This window comes from Kribbella koreensis (assembly GCF_039525325.1).
GTDB classification, from domain to species: Bacteria; Actinomycetota; Actinomycetes; order Propionibacteriales; family Kribbellaceae; genus Kribbella; species Kribbella koreensis.
In genome coordinates this window covers 1-16,951 of sequence record NZ_BAAAHK010000007.1, presented here as the reverse complement: position 1 = coordinate 16,951, position 16,951 = coordinate 1, and the positions used below count along the sequence as shown (strand labels likewise).

Genomic DNA, 16,951 nt, shown 5'->3' with positions numbered 1-16,951 from the left:
CGGGGAGGTCCGGGCGGGCTAGGCGCGGCTGTAGTAGTAGAGCGCGGACGAGTTGTACGGCGTGTAGTTGTAGTTGTGCCGCATCAGGGGGAGCTGGCCCCACTTCGAGTCGAAGACGGTCGCGTTCACCGTGATGGCGGAGTGGTCGTCGTTACGGTACGAGACCTTGCGGCCGCCCTGCCCGACGTTGGAGTTCGGGATGTAGCTGCCGTCGGTCCAGAACTTGTCGTCACCGGGGCTGTTGATCCACTTGGTGTTCCCGGTGCCCTGGTCGTACCAGGCGTACGAGTGGCAGTTGTACCTCCGGCTCGAGTTCCGCAGCCGGGTGGCGTTCGGGTAGTTGCTGGCCACGTAGTTGTTGTTCGAGGTGATCTGGGCCGAGGTGAGCTCGGTCGTCATGTTGATCGCCGCCACCGCGCTGCCGCGCGGCGTGTAGATGGTGGTGTTGTTGTCCGTCGGCGTGAAGATCAGGCTGCTGCTCGCCTTGCCGTAGACGTCCGCGCGGGCCTGTTTGCCCAGCTGCTTCGACTGGCCGACGGTGGCCAGCCGGGAGAGCTGGCTCGCGGTCATCGTCTTGCGGATGCTGCTCTGCGTCAGCAGGGTCTCGATCCGGCGGAACGACGCGTCGGCCTGGCCCTGCTCCAGCAGAGTGCTCTTCTCGGCGATCGCCGGGCTCATCGACTCGTACCGCTGCAGCAGCGCGGCACCGGCGTCCGGGCGGGCGGCCAGAGCGGAGAAGCCGTCGAAGCCGGCCGACATCTTCTCGAAGCCCTTTTGCAGGTCGTCGAAGGCCAGCATGTCGTCGTAGAGCGGGTAGCGCAGCACGGTGTCGACCAGCGCGGCGGTCGACATCCCCGCCAGGGCAGTGGCCGGGACCTGCGTCACGCGCAGCATGTCGTCGTGGGTGGCCAGCTTCTTCCACGCGTCGGTGCCCGGGAGTACCGGGTAGATGTAGGCGCTCGTCGACGCCTCGGGGGCCGGTGCGGCTGTGACCGGTTGGGTCAGGCCGACCGAACCCCCGACGACGGCGAGCGCGACCGCGCTCAGGACGAAACGCCGGCTGATCCTGTTCTGTTTGCTCACGATGATTCCTCACGTATCGGGGCGGGATACCGTGTCGTGAACGCTACAGACTGTTGATCAGTCAGGTACAGACTGTTGCAGGATGCTGCAATAGTGCTAGCTGGCGGCGGTCGCCGTCTTGATCTCGACCGGGATGGCGGGCTTGCCGTCGGTCGGCCCGCCCTGCGGGATCACACCGCCGCGGGCGACCTTGTCGATGACCTCCAGGCCGGCCTTGTCGACGGTACCGAAGGCGTTGTACGACGGCGGCAGTTCGGCGTTGCCGTAGACGATGAAGAACTGACTGCCGTTGGTGTTCTTGTCGCGGTTGGCCATCGCGAGGATGCCGCGGCCGTACTTCAGCGTCGGGTACACCTCGTCGTTGAAGCTGTACCCGGGGCCGCCGCTGCCGGTGCCGGTCGGGTCGCCGCACTGCAGCACCTGCAGGCCGTCGCCGACGGTGAGCCGGTGGCAGCTGGTGTTGTCGAAGTACTTCTGGCCGACCAGGCTGAGGAAGCTCTTCACGGTGCAGGGCGCCAGGGCGCTGTCCAGGGTCAGGTGGATGTCGCCGACCGACGTGGTGAGGGTGACGGGCGAGGTACCGCTGGCCTTCACCTTGCCGTCCGACGGCGGGTTCACCTTCCGGCTGGCCGGCTCGTTCGGGGTCTTCGGGTAGCTGCAGTTCACCTCGGCCGCGAGCGGCGTGGCCCGCTTCGGCGCGGGCGCCAGCGCGGTCGGGATCGACTTCGGCTTGTTCTCCGGGCCGGGCGTCGTCTGCGCCGAGGGCTGGTCGGACGGGTTCGCCGACGGCGTGCCGGCCGCCGCGGGAGTGTCGTCCTTGCCGGTGTTCTTGGCGACGACCACGAACACGCCGGCGATCACCACGACCACCGCGACGATCGAGGTGATGGTGATGATCAGCATCCGCCGCTGCCGGGCGCGCTCAGCCTGCCGCTCGGCCAACCGCTGCGCCTTGCGCTGAGCCAACTGATGCTCGTGGGTCTTCCTGGACATGCAGAGTTCTCCTCACCTCGCGGCAATCCTGGAGGGAAGCTACCGGTAAATGCTGAGAAACGGCTGTGTTTTCAGTCCTTGATTTCGCAGATAGCCGCACCGGCTGCCACCGTCGCGCCGACCTCGGCCGACAGACCCGTGATCGTACCGGCCTTGTGGGCGTTGAGGGGCTGCTCCATCTTCATGGCTTCCAGGACGACGATCAGGTCGCCGACGGCCACCGTCGCGCCTTCCTCGACGGCGATCTTGACGATGGTGCCCTGCATCGGCGAGGTCAGGGAGTCGCCCGACGCGGCTGCGCCCTTGCCGCTGCCACCGGCGCGCCGCGACGGCTTCTTCTTCGAAGCGCCGGTACCACCGGCAGCGACCGACGCGCCGAGACCGGCCGGCAGCACGACCTCGAGCCGCTTGCCACCCACCTCGACGGTGACCTTCTCGCGCTCGACCGGCTCGGCCACGTCGGCGGCTCCGTCGTACGGCGGGATCTGGTTGTCGAACTCGGTCTCGATCCAGCGGGTGTGCACCTTGAAGCCGTCGGTGCCGACGAACGCCGGGTCGCTCACCACGGCCGCGTGGAACGGGATGGCGCTCGGCATCCCCTCGACGACGAACTCCTTCAGCGCGCGGCGGGACCGTTCGAGCGCCTGGGTCCGGTCGCGGCCGGTCACGATCAGCTTGGCCACCAGCGAGTCGAACGCGCCAGGGACGGTCTCACCCTGGTCGTACCCACCGTCGAGCCGGATGCCCGGTCCGGACGGCGCGTGCCACTTGGTCAGCGTGCCCGGCGCGGGCAGGAAGCCACGGCCCGGGTCCTCGGCGTTGATCCGGAACTCGATCGAGTGACCGGAGATCTCCGGGTCGTCGTAGCCGAGCTCTTCGCCGTCGGCGATCCGGAACATCTCCCGGACCAGGTCGAGCCCGGTGACCTCTTCGCTGACCGGGTGCTCGACCTGCAGCCGCGTGTTGACCTCCAGGAAGGAGATCAGCCCGTCCTGGCCGATCAGGAACTCGCACGTGCCGGCGCCGACGTAGCCGGCCTCGCGCAGGATCGCCTTCGACGACGTGTAGAGCGTCTCGAGCTGCTCGGCCGAGATGAACGGCGCGGGCGCCTCCTCGACCAGCTTCTGGTACCGGCGCTGCAGTGAGCAGTCGCGGGTGGAGACCACCACGACGTTGCCATGGGCATCGGCCAGGCACTGCGTCTCGACGTGCCGCGGCTTGTCCAGGTAGCGCTCGACGAAGCACTCGCCGCGACCGAAGGCGCTGATCGCCTCGCGGGTCGCGGACTCGAACAGCTCCGGGATCTCTTCCATCGTGCGCGCGACCTTCATGCCGCGACCGCCGCCGCCGTACGCCGCCTTGATCGCGATCGGCAGCCCGTACTCCGTTGCGAAGGCCACCACCTCGTCCGCGCCGTCCACCGGGTTCGGCGTACCGGGAACCTGCGGGGCGCCGACCTTCTCGGCGATGTGCCGCGCCTTCACCTTGTCCCCGAGGGAGTCGATGGCCAGCGGCGGCGGGCCGATCCAGATCAGGCCGGCGTCGATCACGGCCTGCGCGAACTGCGCGTTCTCGGCCAGGAAGCCGTAGCCCGGGTGCACCGCGTCCGCGCCGGAGCGGGCCGCGACGTCGAGGATCTTGGCGATGTTCAGGTAGGAGTCGGCCGGCGTCGCGCCGTCCAGCGAGTACGCCTCGTCGGCGAGCCGGACGAACAGGGCGTCGCGGTCGGGCTCGGCGTACACGGCGACGCTGCCCAGACCGGAGTCGGCCGCGGCCCGGACGACCCGGACGGCGATCTCTCCACGGTTCGCGACCAGGACCTTGGTGATGCGCTTGCTGTCAGACACAGCTGAACTCCCTTCGGCCCGGCTGAGTCTAGGGTCAACCAGGCCAGGAGGGTGACAGGTTCTATGTCACATCACCGCCGGTGGCCGCTCGAAGAAGGACTCCAGCACGACGACTGTCTGAGTGCTGGTCACGCCGTCCACCTGGTGGAGCGCGCGCAGGGTCGCCTGGAGCGCCTCGGTGCTGCCGGTGCGGACTTTGACCAGCACGGAGGCGGGCCCGGCGATGATGTGCGCCTCCTCGACGGCGGCGATGCCCTTGAGGGCCTCGACCGTCGGCGCGTCGCCCATCCAGGCGTCCGTGTCGAGCAGGACATAGGCCAGTACGCCGTTGCCGAGCGCCGCCGGGTCCACCTCGATCGTCGTACGCCGGATCACGCCGGCCGCCCGCAACTTGCGAACCCGCTCGTGCGCCGCCCCCGCCGACAGGCCGACGGCCTGCCCGAGGACGGCGTACGACTGGGTCGCGTCCTCCTGCAAGAGGGTAAGCAGCTCTCGATCTGTCTGGTCTATGGTCATGATCACCGAATCTCATCTGGTCTATCAGATGATCGAAAGGATATCATTCGGGTCATGACGATCACGCTGACTAACACACCGGCCCGATCGCGGGCCGAGCTGGTGACGCTGGACGAGCGGTTCGCACTGGTGGCGCGTGGCGACGACTACATCGAGCGCCTGTACGACGGCGGCCGCTGGCTGGAGGGCCCGGTCTACATCCCGGCCTGGCGCAGTCTCGTCTTCAGCGACATCCCCAACGACCGGATGCTCCGCTGGGACGAGCTGTCCGGCGCGGTCTCGGTCTTCCGCCAGCCGGCCGGCTACACGAACGGCAACACGCTCGACGGCCAAGGGCGGCTGATCAGCTGCGAGCAGGGCCACCGCCGGGTCACCCGGACCGAGTTCGACGGCTCGGTGACGGTGCTCGCCTCGCACCTCGACGGGCTGCGGCTGAACAGCCCGAACGATGTGGTGGTCCGGCGCGACGGTTCGATCTGGTTCACCGACCCGCCGTACGGGATCACCTCGAACTACGAGGGCCACGCCGCCCTGCAGGAGCTCCCCACCTGCAACGTCTACCGGCTGAGCCCGGCCGGTGAACTGACCGTCGTCGCGGACGATTTCACCCGGCCGAACGGGCTGGCCTTCTCGCTCGACGAGTCCCGGTTGTACGTCGTGGACACCCCGGCCAAGCACATCCGGCGGTTCGAGGTGAAGGACGACCGGCTGGTCGGCGGAGAGGTCTTCGTGCCGTGCGAAGCGGGTATGTTCGACGGCATCCGGCTGGACGCCGACGGCCGGATCTGGGCGGCGACCCACGAGGGTGTCCACTGCTTCGACCCGGACGGCACCCTGCTCGGCAAGCTGCTCTTCCCCGATGTCGTCTCCAATCTCTGCTTCGGCGGTCCGAAGCGCAACAGGTTGTTCGTCACGGCAACCACCTCGGTCTACTCCTGGCTACTCACCACGGACGGAGCGCCGCAGCCGTACGATCGCGGGTGACAACGTCCTACCTGAGGAGCTGCAATGCCCCTGCTCGAGCCGTTGGCCGGTACCGTCCCCGCTGAATGGGTGAGGCTGGATGATCGCTTCGCCGGGATCCGGGGTGACTCGCATCTGGAGCGGCTGTGGACCGGCGGGCGGTGGCTGGAGGGGCCGGTCTACTCGGCGGCCGGTCGGTACGTGTTGTGGAGCGACATCCCGAGCGACCGGATCCTGCGCTGGGACGAGACGTCGTACCAGGTGTCGGTGTTCCGCGAGCCGGCCGGGAACACCAACGGGCACACGCTCGACGAGCAGGGCCGGCTGGTCAGCTGCGAGCACGGCAACCGGAGGGTGACGCGGACCGAGCACGACGGCTCGGTCCGGGTGCTTGCCGACGGCTACAACGGTGGGCGGCTGAACAGCCCGAACGACGTCGTGGTGAGCCCGGACGGAGCGGTCTGGTTCACGGATCCGGCGTACGGGATCGACAGCGACTACGAAGGCCACAAAGGCTCGATCGAGGTCGGTGGATGTCACGTCTATCGCGTTGGCCCCGATGGCGCGCTGACGGTGGTCGCCGATGACTTCAACCGCCCGAACGGCCTGGCCTTCTCCAACGACGGCAGCCTGCTCTACGTCACCGACACCGAGGAAGCGACCATCCGCGTCTTCACGGTCGAGGGCGACAAGCTGCGCGGCGGCGAGCTGTTCGCCGAGTGCGGCAACGGCGCCTTCGACGGCATCCGGCTCGACAGCGAAGGCCGGGTCTGGGGTGCGGCCGCCGACGGCGTCCACATCTACCACCCGGACGCGACGCTGCTCGGCAAGCTCCTGGTCCCCGAGACCGTCTCCAACCTCTGCTTCGGCGGCCCCAAACGCAACCGCCTCTTCCTGACCGCCACCACCTCCCTCTACTCCCTCTTCACCACAGTGAACGGCGGCCGCCAGCCGTACGATGGCTGACTTCGGCCCGGTACTGCGAAGTTTCCGCAAGGCCGTCGGGCTGTCGCAGGAGGGACTGGCAGCGGCTGCCGGACTCAGCGTCGAGGCCGTCAAGGCGCTGGAGGCAGGGCGGCGTCGTCAGCCCCGATCGGCCACGCTGGAGTCGCTGGCGCGCGGGCTCGGGCTGACCGGCGCCGAACGCGCCGAGCTGGCCGCGGCCGGTGGCCGGCCCGCGTCGCAACCCCAGGAGATCCGCCAGCTGCCCGACGACCTGCTCGACTTCTCGGGCCGTGAACTGCAGGTCGCCGAGCTGGAGAAGGTGTTCAGGGCTCAGGAGCCCCGTCCGGGCGTCGTCCTGGCGTCCGCGGTCGCCGGGATGGGTGGCATCGGCAAGACGACTCTCGCCGTGCACGTCGCTCATCGACTGGCCGACTGGTACCCGGACGGGCAGTTGTACCTGAACCTGCGGGGTTTCGGTCCGGGCCACCCGATGCCGGTCGAAGAAGCCCTGGGCCGGCTGATGGAGAGCCTCGGGGTGGGAGCGCCGGCCGATCCGCACGATATCGACGAGGCGGCCTCCCGCTATCGCTCCGCGCTGGCCGGCCGGCGGGTGCTGGTCCTTCTCGACAACGCCGCCGATGCGGCGCAGGTCGCACCTTTGTTGCCTGGAGCATCGACCTGCGCGGTGCTGATCACCAGCCGGCGGAACCTGGGCGCACTGCCCGGGATCACCCGGGTGACCTTGGACGCATTGCCGGACCAGGACGCTCTGCAGCTGCTGGCCCTGGTCGTCGGTGGCGATCGGATCAGCGCCGATCCGGCCGCGGCGCTGTCGATCGTCCGGCTCTGTGGCGGTCTCCCGCTGGCCTTGCGGATCGCGGGCGCCCGGCTCGCCGACGAACCGTCGTGGACCGCCGCCGATCTCAGCCGGCGGCTGGAGAACAGCCGGCGCCGGCTGGACGAACTGTCGGTGGCCGACCTCGACGTCCGGGCCAGTATCGAGTTCTCGCTGGCCGCTGCGACCGAGCGGGATGCCGAGGCGGCGGCCGGGTTCCGGTTGCTCGGTCTCCATGAGGGCGACGAGCTCGATGTCCGGGTCGCCGCCGCTCTGCTCGACCTCCCCGTCGCCGAGGCCGAGGACCGGCTGGAGCGGCTGGTCGACCTGCACCTGCTGGATTCGCTGTTGCCCGGCCGCTACCGGATGCACGACCTGATCCGCAGCTTCGTCCAGGAGACCACCGCCGAACTGACCGACGAGCCGGCTCGGGAGGCCGCCCGGCTGCGGGTCCTGCGGCTCTATCTCGCGGCGGCGTGGCGCAGCCGGCTGCCGGACACGCACGGCTGGATGACGGAGTCATGGCGCGATGCCAGGTGGACGGCAGGGGCGGAGGACCTGACGCAGGAAGAGTTCCATGCCTGGTTCGGCGAGGAGATCGAGGAGATCATCGCCGCGATTCGCCGGGCGGCGGACGGAACGGCGGCTGAGCGGGCCATGGTCAGCAGGCTCACCATCGGCTACCTGGAGTACCTTTCCTTGCGGCGCCGCTCGTCCGATGGCGTGGCGCTGTGCAGGATCGCGCTGGACACGGAGCAGTCGGTCGGTGACCGGGCCGCGATCGCCATCCTGCACTTCGAACTCGCCGTGCAGTGTGACGGAGCCGGTCTCTACCCGTTGGCGGTCGAGCAGATGACGGCCGCCCTCGCGACCCCTGAGCTGATCGCCTGCAAGCGGCAGTACCCGTTCGCCCACGTCTATCTCGGTGCCTACCTGATGGAAGTCGACCGGGTGGACGAGGGGATCGCGTCGGTTGACCGCGGCATCGCGGAGGCGCTACGGCACGGCAACGAGGGCGCTGAGGCCGAAGGCCGGCTGATGCTCGGCATCGCGGCGGGCAAGCAAGGGCGGCCCGAGGCCCAGGACGAGGAGTTCCGCCGTGCCCTCGAGTTGATGGCCCGCGTCGGTACCCAGCTCGAACGCCATTGGATCCTGGTCATGGTCGGGACCTCGTACCGCGAAGCCGGCCGGCCCGGCGAGTCGCTCAGGTACTTCCGCCGATGCCACACCGCCGCGATCTCGAACGGCTTGCCCTTCGAGATCGCGGACGCCCTCGAAGGCCTCGGCCGGGCCGAGCTGGCACTAGGAGTCCTCGACCGTGCTGAAGAACATCTGCTCGGAGCCCTGGGCCTGACCCGCGGCACGTGGCAGTCCGAGGCGCGGGTGCGGGAGCAGCTCGGGCATGCTCTGCAGGAGGCCGGGCGGTCGGACGAGGCCCGCGCGCAATGGCAGGCCGCGCTCACGCTTCTGATCCGGCACGGCGCGCCGAGAGTGGACGAGGTCGCTGGACTGCTGCACGAGGACTGACGCGGCCCGCCTACGATTTGGCGCATGACTTCGCCCGCCGCCCAGTCGTCCGTCGCCTGATGCCCGAGTTCGCCTCTGTACTCCGAGGCTTCCGCCGCGCGGCCGCGCTGACTCAGGAAGCGCTGGCCGACAAGGCCGGTGTCAGTGTCGAAGCCGTCCGGACGCTCGAAGGTGGCCGGCGACGCTATCCACGGACGACCACGATCGAGGCGCTCGCGGCGGCTCTCGGGCTGTCCGAAGCCGAGGTCGCCCAGCTGACCGAAGCTGCTGCCCGCCCCAAGGCCCGTGGCGCGAACCAGTTGCCGGACGATCTGGTCGACTTCATCGGCCGGAGTTCGCAGTTCGAGGACCTCACCGGCAGGCTGACCAGGATGCCCGAGAACAGCCGGGCGGTGGTGATCTCGGCGATCGCCGGAATGGGTGGGGTCGGCAAGACCGCGCTCGCGGTGCACGCCGCCCACGCGGTGACCACGGCCTATCCGGATGGCCACTTCTATCTGGATCTGCGCGGATTCGGCGCGGCCGAGCCGATGGAGACCCTTGAGGCGCTCGGCATCCTGCTGCGCCGGCTCGGCACCCCGGCGAACCTGATCCCGGAGTCGCTGGCCGAGGCGACGGCCCGGTACCGCTCGGCGATCGCGGGCCGCAAGATGCTGCTGATCCTCGACAACGCGGCCGGCCAGGCGCAGGTCGAGGCGCTGGTTCCGGGCACTGGTGACAGCGCGGTGATGATCACCAGCCGGCGGCTGCTGACCGGTCTGCCCGGGGCGTTCCACCTGGAGCTCGAGGTACTGCCCGACGACGACGCGTTGAAGTTGCTGGAGGCAACGGCCGGCAAGGAGCGGCTGGCGTCGGACCCGGACGCGACGGCAGCGGTGATCCGGCAGTGTGGCGGCCTGCCGCTGGCACTGCGGATCGCGGGTGCGCGGCTGGCCGCCCGGCCCGACTGGAGCGTCGCCGATCTGCGGGACCGGCTGGCCGACGAGCGGAGCCGGCTGGACGTCCTGGCCGACGAGAACCTCAGCGTCCGGGCCACCATCGGCCTGTCCTTGAACGACCCTGCGGCGGCGGACCGCGAGGCCGTCGCGCTGTTCCCGCTGCTCGGGCTGTCCGAAGGCCCCGATGTCGACCTGTTCGTGGTCTCGGCGCTCGCTGACCGGCCCGAACGAGAGGTCGAGCAGCTGTTGGAGCGGCTCGTCGACATCCACCTTCTGGAGGCCGCAGAGCCGGGCCGCTACCGCCTGCACGACCTGGTCCGGGTGGTCGCGCAAGAGCTCGTCGAACAGCAACTCGACGAGGGCGATCGGTTCGCGGCGCGACTGCGGGTGCTGGACCTCTACGTCGGGACGGGCTGGAGGTACCGCTCGTCCTTCGGACTGGGCCAGATGAGTGGTGACTGGTTACAGGAGGAATGGCTGTCGGCGGCCCGGGACATCGGCGAGAAGGCCGATGTCGAGGCCTGGCTGGACGCGGAGCGCCACAACGTGCTGGCCGCCGCGCGCCGGGCCGTCACCGGACCGATCGAGGTCAGGCGCCTGGTCGCCAGACTCCTGTCGGGCGTGAGTCCAGGACTGGTCGGGCGGCTGCGCCATCACGACTGGCGTGATCTCGGACTGCTCGCGGTCGAGGCCGAGCGGTCGGTCGGCGATCCGTTCGCGGGGGCGTTCGCGCCCTTCGAGCTGGGTATGGCGTACGCGATGCTGGAGGACTTCCCGGCCGCCGCCGAGCAGTTCGCCGCGTCGATCGCCGCGCCGAAGACCGCGGAGTACCCGGAGCACCGGCAGTTCTGCCTGCTGAACCTGGCCGACTGCCTGCAGAAGTCCGGTCGCCCCGAGGACGGCCTGGAGTGGGCCCGCGAGGCGCTGGCGATGACGATCGAGCGCGAGGACGAACGAGGGGAGCCTGAGGCGCACCTGACGCTGGGGACGATCTTCGGGCGGCTCGGCCGGAGCGAGGAACAGGACGAGGAGTTCCGCCGGACGGCGGATCTCGCCCGGGCGTCGAAGATCGAGAGCCAGCACCATTGGCTGCTGCTGCACATCGGCAGGTCGTACCGCGAGACCGGCCGGCCTGAGCTCGCCTTGACAGTGCTGGCGGAGGTCGCGGAGTACAACCGGGGCCGGGGCGCCGAGCTCAGGCTCGCCGAGACCCAGATCCAGCAAGCGATGGCGGAGCTGGATCTCGGCCGGGGCGAGCCGGCGTTGGACCACTTGCTGGAGGGTCTCGAGATCGCCGAGCGCTTCGAGAACCAGTCGCTGGAGGTCCTCGTCCGCCAGCACCTGGGTCGCGCCTACGCGGCCCTTGGCAGCCCGGAGCGGGCACAGGTCGAGTGGACCACTGCCATCGACATCTGCGCCCGCTACGGTCTGCCGCAGGCGGGTGAAGTACGGGAGTTGCTGGAGCAGGTCAGAAGTTCTTCTTGAGTTGGTCGATGATCGTGAAGACCGCGAGGAAACCGAAGGCCAGGAAGGAGAAGGCCAGTACTGCGGTGCGCAACCGGCTGATCCGGATGGCGCGCGGGAGGGCGCGGGAGTTCATCCACCAGAGCAGCCCGGAGTACACGAACATCATCGTGCCGGCGGTGCAGGCCGAGATGACGAGCAGGACGAGCGGCTGATCGAGGCCGGCCAGCAGGACGATGATGCCGAAGGCAACCAGTCCCCAGACCAGCCAGAAGTACAGCTTGGACTCGGTGACGGTCGACGTACGCAGGTACCGGGCCTTGATCATGTCCGAGGCGAGTCGCGAGGTGTAGTCGACGATGCCGGCCGCCGCGGCGAACAGGGAGAACGCGCCGATCGCCCAGAACAGGTAGCCGAACCAGCCGCCCACCAGGGACTGCAGGGTGACGCCCTCGATCTTGAGGAAGCTGATCTTGTTCTGCACCGCCGGGTTCCCGAACAAGGTGGCGTGCGCGAGCATCGAGGTGAAGACGATCGTCAGCACGGTGATCAGCACGAACGTCAGCGCCTGCTCGAGGTTGGTGAACTTCCACCAGCGCCGCCAGCGGGCCAGGTTCTCGGCGTCCGGCGGGAAGGTGTAGCCGTTGGCGTTCGGGTCGGCCTCCTTCTCACCGGTGACGGGCGAGGTGAGCCGGGGGACGTGGACGCCCATCCCGAAGCCCTTGTCGCGGATCCAGTTGCTCTGGCACAGGTTCTGCCCGCCGCCGGCCCCGGCGTACGCGATCGCGCCCATCATCAACGCGAAGCCCAGCGTGCCGACCGGGAACTCCGGGTGGGTGACCGCGTCGCCGAGCGCGTTGTACGTCTTGGCCCGGATGGCGAAGATCAGGGCCAGTACGACGAGCAGCGCGACGGCCGCGATCTTGACGAAGATCAGCCGTTCCAGCATCACGTAGACGACCGGGGCCAGCGTGAGGATCAGGCCGATCACGACCAGGATCCCGATCGCGATCCAGCGTGGATCGCCGGCGCCGAACAGGTACGTGAGCATCGACGCGGAGCTGGTCGCCCAGCCCGGCCAGAGGTTCGCGAAGTACGTCATCAGGGCGAAGAACAGGCCCCAGTGCTTGCCGTAGCGGTTGAAGCCGGTCAACGCTGTCTCACCAGTGGCCAGCGTGTACCGCTCGATCTCCATGTTCAGGAACCACTGGATCGCGACGCCGACGACGGCGCCCCAGAGGAACACCAGCCCGACCTGCGACGAGATGTAGGGCCAGAGGATGAACTCCCCGGACGCGAGGCCGACTCCGGCCCCGACCATGCCGGGCCCGACGATCCGCCAGGTCTGGCTGGGCGGCTCGGGCAGGTCGCGGACCTGTGGCGCGGGCAGGTTCTTGGTCGGCAGGTTGAATCTGTTCTGGTCTACGGACTTGGTGTCTGCCATCGGGCTCCTCACCTCTTCCTCGACCCCCCACAGACTCCGGACACTAACCAACTCCCGAGCCACAGGCGACCCGACACTGCCTACCTCTGCAACGGAGGTAGATCGAAGTTGTCGTTGGCGGAGTGCAGCAGCGCGTACGACGCACCGGCGAACCCGATGGCGGCGATGACGAGGCCGGCGCCGGCGGCGAGGTGGCCCGGCATGAACGGGTGGGTAAAGCCACCGAAGGCTAGCGCGATGCCCATCCAGGCGGGTGCCACCTTGCTGCGCCACAAGGCGATCCCGAGCAGCAGCAGCCCGAAGGTGACAGCGAGGATGAAGAGCAGGCTGCCGATCTGTACGGTCGCCTGCTTCTCGACGGCGTCCGCGAACTTCTCCACCGCCGACGCGTCCAGCCCGTCGTGGACGACCAGGTACGTCGGCGTGACGACTCCGTCGAGCAGGAAGAAGCCGGCGCTCATCCCGCCGACGGCGAACAGTCCGTCGGCGGTGGCCAACCGCGGCGCCGTACGCCGGGAGACCCAGGCGGCAGCGAACATCGCCGGGATCAGGAGGAAGAACGGCACCTGGAGCCACTGCATCAGCTCGAACCTGCCTGGGTCGGCCGCGGTGGCCGCGACGGTCTCGGCGAAGGGAGCGTCGCCGTCGACCGGGCTGATCAGGTAGTAGATGCCCATGAACAGCATCGGCAGCGGTGCGACCACGGCGAGGAGTACCCGCCAGAAGCCGCGGACGTCGCGGGGCTTTTTGACTGTCTTGTTGCTTGCTGAGGTGGTGAGTTGTGACATGTCGTGCTCCTAAGGGCCGAGGTTGATGGCTTCAGCGTCGGGTCGGCTCGCCCCTGGTCGGCAGGTGCGCGGGTCGTAGTACGGTCCGGAAAGGTTCCTGGGTCGCCTGGGGGCAGGCCCCTACTCGATCGGGGGCTGGCGGCCTGATGATGAGTAGATGAGCGAGAGACGGCGGCCGGCGGCCTGGGCCTGGGTGGCCTGGGTGTTGCTCGCCGTCGCGCTGCTCGAGGCCGTTGTCACGGCTGTGGCGGCGCCTGCCTCGTCCTTGAGCTGGTCTGAGTTGACCGACTTGTTCGTCGTCTCGAATGCGGCGATCGGTCTTTCGCTGGCCTTCGCCGGCTGGCCGATCGCGTACTACCGGCCGGCGAACCCGATCGGGTGGTCGTTGCTGGTGGGCGGCTGTTGTTACGCCTCGACTGCGACCGGGCTGTCGCTCCTTGCGTGGCTGGGTGAGCCGACGGTGGGGTGGCGGCTGGTTGCGACGGTGACGAACGGGGGTTGGGCTCCGGCGCTGGCTTTGTTCATTCCGCTGACGCTCATGGTGTTCCCGGATGGGCGGTTGCTCTCGCGTCGCTGGCGCTGGCTGGTCGTCGGGTTGGTGGTCAATGCGGTGTTGTGGACGGCAACCGGCGTACTGGATCGCAAGGGTGGGTTGTCGGCCGAGGTCGGCATTCCGGGGTATCCGCACTGGACCGGGTTTGCCGCGGTCGATGCCATTGGCGCGATCAGCAGTGCTGGGTTGCTGGTCAGTTTCGTCGCGGCGTTGGTGGCGGTCGTACTGCGGTATCGGAGTGGGTCGGATCAGGTCCGTCGGCAGGTGTTGTGGCTGCTGCTCGCACTGCTGGTCATCGTGGCGTGCTTCGGGCTGGAGAACCTGGTGTCGGGCGAGTCTCTGGTGCTCGGTGTGCTGCCGGTGCTGTTGATTCCGTTGGCCGTCGCTGTTGCTGTGTTGCGTCACCAGTTGCTCGACATCCGGCTGGTGGTGTCGCGGTCGTTGCTCTACCTGATCCTGGTCGGCGGGGTTGTCGCCGCGTACTTCGGGCTGATCGCGTTGCTCGATCGCAACGCGTCGGTGCTGGCGACGCTGGTGATCGCGTTGGCGTTCAACCCGGTGCGGGTCTGGTTGCAGGGGGTGATTCACCGGGCGTTCTACGGTGCGCGGCGGGATCCGGTGCGGGCGATGGCGGAGGTGGGGGCGCAGATGGGGTCGGGGCTCACCGGCGTACTGGCCGCGCTCTGCCGGGTGATGCGCTTCCCGGCCGCCACGATCGTTGTCGAGGGCAAGGAGATTGCGGCGTACGGCGAACTGCCGGCGGCTCGGCATGCGATCTCGTTGCGTTCCGGTTCGGAGCGGTTGGGGGAGCTTGTGGTGGGGCTGCGGTCGGGGGAGTCGCGGGTGAATGCGGCTGACTCGGAGGTGCTGTCGTTGCTTGCGGCGCCGCTGGCGGTCGCAGTACAGGCTCGAGGGCTGGCTGATGATCTGCGCGACTCCAGGGAACGGATCATCAGTGGGCGGGAGGAGGAGCGGCGGCGGATTCGGCGGGATCTGCATGACGGGCTCGGGCCGGTGCTGACCGCGGTGGTGCTGAATGCGGACGCTGCCCGGCGGTTGATCGAGGCTGAGCCGGAGCGGTCGGCGACGTTGCTCGCGGAGTTGCGGGATCAGGCGATCGGGGCGGTGGAGGAGATTCGCCGGTTGGTCTACGAGTTGCGGCCGCCTGCGCTGGATGGGCTTGGGTTGTTGGGGGCGCTGCGTGAGTATGCGGCGATGGCGTCGCGTCGTGGCGACGGCGGCGCGTTGACGGTGACCGTGGATGCGCCGGCGACGTTGGCGGAGTTGCCTGCTGCGGTGGAGGTTGCGGCTTATCGGATCGCGACGGAGGCGCTCACCAACGTGATCCGGCATTCGACGGCCACGACGGCGGCGGTTCGGTTGAGCGTGGAGACGGATGTGTTGCGGCTCGGCGTACTCGACAACGGGGTGAACGCAGGCCCAGAGTGGAAGACGGGCGTCGGGCTCACCTCGATGAGCGAGCGGGCCAGCGAACTGGGTGGGCGATGCGAGATCCGGTACGACCGAACCGGTTGCCGTGTCGACGTCGTACTGCCGTTGGAAGGAGCTCGTCGATGAATGGACCCGCGGCTGGAGACGGTACCTCCGCCGACCTGCGGATCGGCACCTCCGCCGATCCGCGGATTGGTGTCTCGGCTGATCCGCGGATCGGTGTCTCGGCTGATCCGCAGATTGGTGTCTCGGCTGATCCGCGGATCGGTGCCTCCGGTGATCCGCGGAGACGTGCCTCGGCTGACCTGCGGATCGTGGTCGCGGACGATCACGGCATCGTCCGCGAAGGACTGGGCGCTTTGCTGTCGGCCCATGCCGGCTTCGAACTCGTCGGCACCGCGGCCACCGGCGCCGAGGCCGTGCGCTCGGCGGTCACGTTGCGCCCCGACGTACTGGTGATGGACATCCAGATGCCCGACCTCGGCGGGATCGAGGCGACCCGCGAGATCGCGAAGGTGGCACCCGAGGTCGCGGTCCTGATGCTGACCATGTTCGACGACGACGAATCAGTCTTCGCCGCGATGCGAGCCGGCGCCCGCGGCTACGTCCTGAAGGGCGCCGCCCCCGACAACGTGATCCGCGCAATCACCGCCGTCGCCGCCGGCGAAGCAATCTTCGGCCCCGGCGTAGCCCGCCGAGCCCTCGCCTACCTCTCCGGCCCCCGCCCCGACCAACCCGCCTTCCCCGAGCTGACCCCCCGCGAACGCGAAGTCCTAGACCTCATCGCCACCGGCCTGGGCAACGCAGCCATAGCCCACCGCCTATCCCTGGCCCCAGCCACAGTCGGCAACCACATCACCAACATCTTCGCCAAACTCCAGGTAGCCACCCGCCCCGAAGCCATAATCCGAGCCCGCTCCGCCGGCCTCGGCGACTCCTAAAGATCAACAGCCAAGAGCAACAGCCAAGAGCAACGGCCAAGAGCAACGGCCAAGTGCAACGGCCAAGTGCAACGGCCAAGTGCAACGGCCAAGTGCAACGGCCAAGTGCAACGGCCAAGTGCAACGGCCAAGAGCAACAGACCGTCCCGGCTGCCGCTGTGGTCCACCCGGTGCCGGGCTTCCAGGCGAGAAGAGCTACAGAGAAGAGCTACAGAGAAGAGCTACAGAGAAGAGCTACAGAGAAGAGCTACAGAGAAGAGCTACAGAGAAGAGCTACAGAGAAGAGCTACAGAGAGTCCTGGTTGTCGCTGTCGTTTAGCCAGTGCCAGGAGCGGCAGGTGTGGAGAGAAGGACTACAGGCAAGGACTACAGGCAAGGACTACAGGCAAGGACTACAGGCAAGGACTACAGGCAAGGACTACAGGCAAGGCCCGACTGCCGCTGTGGTTCACTCGGTGCCAGGGGTGAAGGTCGGCTTGCTGGGCGGCAAGGGCGCCAAAATGAGAGGCAGCATAGGGTCGGCCGCTGTCGAACTCGAGTGGCGTAGCCGCCGGCGCGAACGCCGAACGAGGCCCGCCCTTCAAACAACATACAGGTACCTGGTTGATGTGAAGTGGTGAGGAATTCACCTTGTGGATAAGGGCTTTCCGGCCCGAAACTGT

At 68.5% G+C, this 16,951-nt stretch carries 13 protein-coding genes; 7 read left to right on the top strand and 6 right to left on the bottom strand.

Annotated features, from left to right (window positions below; translation table 11 throughout):
- Window positions 1-18 precede the first annotated feature (18 nt).
- The 4 genes from ABD116_RS13955 to ABD116_RS13940 form a co-directional block, all read right to left on the bottom strand.
- Window positions 19-1,083, bottom strand: coding sequence for a hypothetical protein (locus ABD116_RS13955; protein ID WP_343968845.1), 1,065 nt, complete (start codon window positions 1,081-1,083; stop codon window positions 19-21).
- A gap of 96 nt (window positions 1,084-1,179) precedes the next feature.
- Window positions 1,180-2,076, bottom strand: a complete 897-nt coding sequence (locus ABD116_RS13950) for a peptidylprolyl isomerase (RefSeq protein WP_343968843.1) — start codon at window positions 2,074-2,076, stop codon at window positions 1,180-1,182.
- 71 nt (window positions 2,077-2,147) lie between these two features.
- Entirely contained in the window at window positions 2,148-3,923 is a 1,776-nt protein-coding gene (locus ABD116_RS13945; protein WP_343968841.1) for an acetyl/propionyl/methylcrotonyl-CoA carboxylase subunit alpha, read from the bottom strand.
- A gap of 66 nt (window positions 3,924-3,989) precedes the next feature.
- Window positions 3,990-4,439, bottom strand: a complete 450-nt coding sequence (locus ABD116_RS13940; protein ID WP_343968839.1) for an Lrp/AsnC family transcriptional regulator — start codon at window positions 4,437-4,439, stop codon at window positions 3,990-3,992.
- Window positions 4,440-4,493: 54 nt separating this feature from the next.
- Between ABD116_RS13940 and ABD116_RS13935 the strand changes: the two genes are divergently transcribed.
- The 4 genes from ABD116_RS13935 to ABD116_RS13920 are packed head-to-tail and all read left to right on the top strand — an operon-like array spanning window position 4,494 to window position 11,132.
- Window positions 4,494-5,423: an SMP-30/gluconolactonase/LRE family protein gene (locus ABD116_RS13935; protein WP_343968837.1), complete on the top strand. Its 930-nt coding sequence runs from the start codon at window positions 4,494-4,496 to the stop codon at window positions 5,421-5,423.
- Window positions 5,424-5,447: 24 nt separating this feature from the next.
- On the top strand, window positions 5,448-6,368 hold the full coding sequence (locus tag ABD116_RS13930; RefSeq protein WP_343968835.1) for an SMP-30/gluconolactonase/LRE family protein: 921 nt from the start codon (window positions 5,448-5,450) through the stop codon (window positions 6,366-6,368).
- The gene (locus tag ABD116_RS13925) at window positions 6,361-8,709 is read left to right on the top strand and encodes an ATP-binding protein (RefSeq protein ID WP_343968834.1); all 2,349 of its coding nucleotides are present in this window, start codon (window positions 6,361-6,363) and stop codon (window positions 8,707-8,709) included. Before ABD116_RS13930 ends, ABD116_RS13925 begins: the two co-directional genes overlap by 8 nt.
- Before the next feature lie 59 nt (window positions 8,710-8,768).
- Complete coding sequence (locus ABD116_RS13920; RefSeq protein WP_343968832.1) at window positions 8,769-11,132, top strand: helix-turn-helix domain-containing protein; 2,364 nt, start codon at window positions 8,769-8,771, stop codon at window positions 11,130-11,132.
- Here ABD116_RS13920 and ABD116_RS13915 read toward each other — a convergent pair.
- Together ABD116_RS13915 and ABD116_RS13910 are read right to left on the bottom strand one after the other, a co-directional pair.
- Window positions 11,116-12,555 carry an Nramp family divalent metal transporter gene (locus tag ABD116_RS13915; protein WP_343968830.1) on the bottom strand — a complete coding sequence of 480 codons (1,440 nt, stop codon included), beginning with the start codon at window positions 12,553-12,555 and terminating at the stop codon, window positions 11,116-11,118. The two genes, ABD116_RS13920 and ABD116_RS13915, sit on opposite strands and share 17 nt — an antisense overlap.
- 80 nt (window positions 12,556-12,635) lie before the next feature.
- The gene (locus ABD116_RS13910) at window positions 12,636-13,343 is read right to left on the bottom strand and encodes a hypothetical protein (protein ID WP_343968828.1); all 708 of its coding nucleotides are present in this window, start codon (window positions 13,341-13,343) and stop codon (window positions 12,636-12,638) included.
- A gap of 157 nt (window positions 13,344-13,500) precedes the next feature.
- On the opposite strand from ABD116_RS13910, the gene ABD116_RS13905 reads away from it, so the two are divergent.
- From ABD116_RS13905 to ABD116_RS13895, 3 genes are all read left to right on the top strand, one after another.
- Window positions 13,501-15,474 carry a sensor histidine kinase gene (locus ABD116_RS13905; RefSeq protein ID WP_343968826.1) on the top strand — a complete coding sequence of 658 codons (1,974 nt, stop codon included), beginning with the start codon at window positions 13,501-13,503 and terminating at the stop codon, window positions 15,472-15,474.
- Window positions 15,471-16,289, top strand: a complete 819-nt coding sequence (locus ABD116_RS13900; RefSeq protein WP_343968824.1) for a response regulator transcription factor — start codon at window positions 15,471-15,473, stop codon at window positions 16,287-16,289. Before ABD116_RS13905 ends, ABD116_RS13900 begins: the two co-directional genes overlap by 4 nt.
- Window positions 16,290-16,459: 170 nt before the next feature.
- Window positions 16,460-16,909: a hypothetical protein gene (locus ABD116_RS13895; RefSeq protein ID WP_343968822.1), complete on the top strand. Its 450-nt coding sequence runs from the start codon at window positions 16,460-16,462 to the stop codon at window positions 16,907-16,909.
- Window positions 16,910-16,951: the final 42 nt, after the last annotated feature.

Coding starts and splice junctions, on each gene's coding strand:
- ABD116_RS13950 (WP_343968843.1), bottom strand. CDS start 2,076: ATGTCCAGGAAGACCCACGAGCATCAGTTGGCTCAGCGCAAGGCGCAG.
- ABD116_RS13940 (WP_343968839.1), bottom strand. CDS start 4,439: ATGACCATAGACCAGACAGATCGAGAGCTGCTTACCCTCTTGCAGGAG.
- ABD116_RS13935 (WP_343968837.1), top strand. CDS start 4,494: ATGACGATCACGCTGACTAACACACCGGCCCGATCGCGGGCCGAGCTG.
- ABD116_RS13930 (WP_343968835.1), top strand. CDS start 5,448: ATGCCCCTGCTCGAGCCGTTGGCCGGTACCGTCCCCGCTGAATGGGTG.
- ABD116_RS13925 (WP_343968834.1), top strand. CDS start 6,361: ATGGCTGACTTCGGCCCGGTACTGCGAAGTTTCCGCAAGGCCGTCGGG.
- ABD116_RS13920 (WP_343968832.1), top strand. CDS start 8,769: ATGCCCGAGTTCGCCTCTGTACTCCGAGGCTTCCGCCGCGCGGCCGCG.
- ABD116_RS13915 (WP_343968830.1), bottom strand. CDS start 12,555: ATGGCAGACACCAAGTCCGTAGACCAGAACAGATTCAACCTGCCGACC.
- ABD116_RS13910 (WP_343968828.1), bottom strand. CDS start 13,343: ATGTCACAACTCACCACCTCAGCAAGCAACAAGACAGTCAAAAAGCCC.
- ABD116_RS13905 (WP_343968826.1), top strand. CDS start 13,501: ATGAGCGAGAGACGGCGGCCGGCGGCCTGGGCCTGGGTGGCCTGGGTG.
- ABD116_RS13900 (WP_343968824.1), top strand. CDS start 15,471: ATGAATGGACCCGCGGCTGGAGACGGTACCTCCGCCGACCTGCGGATC.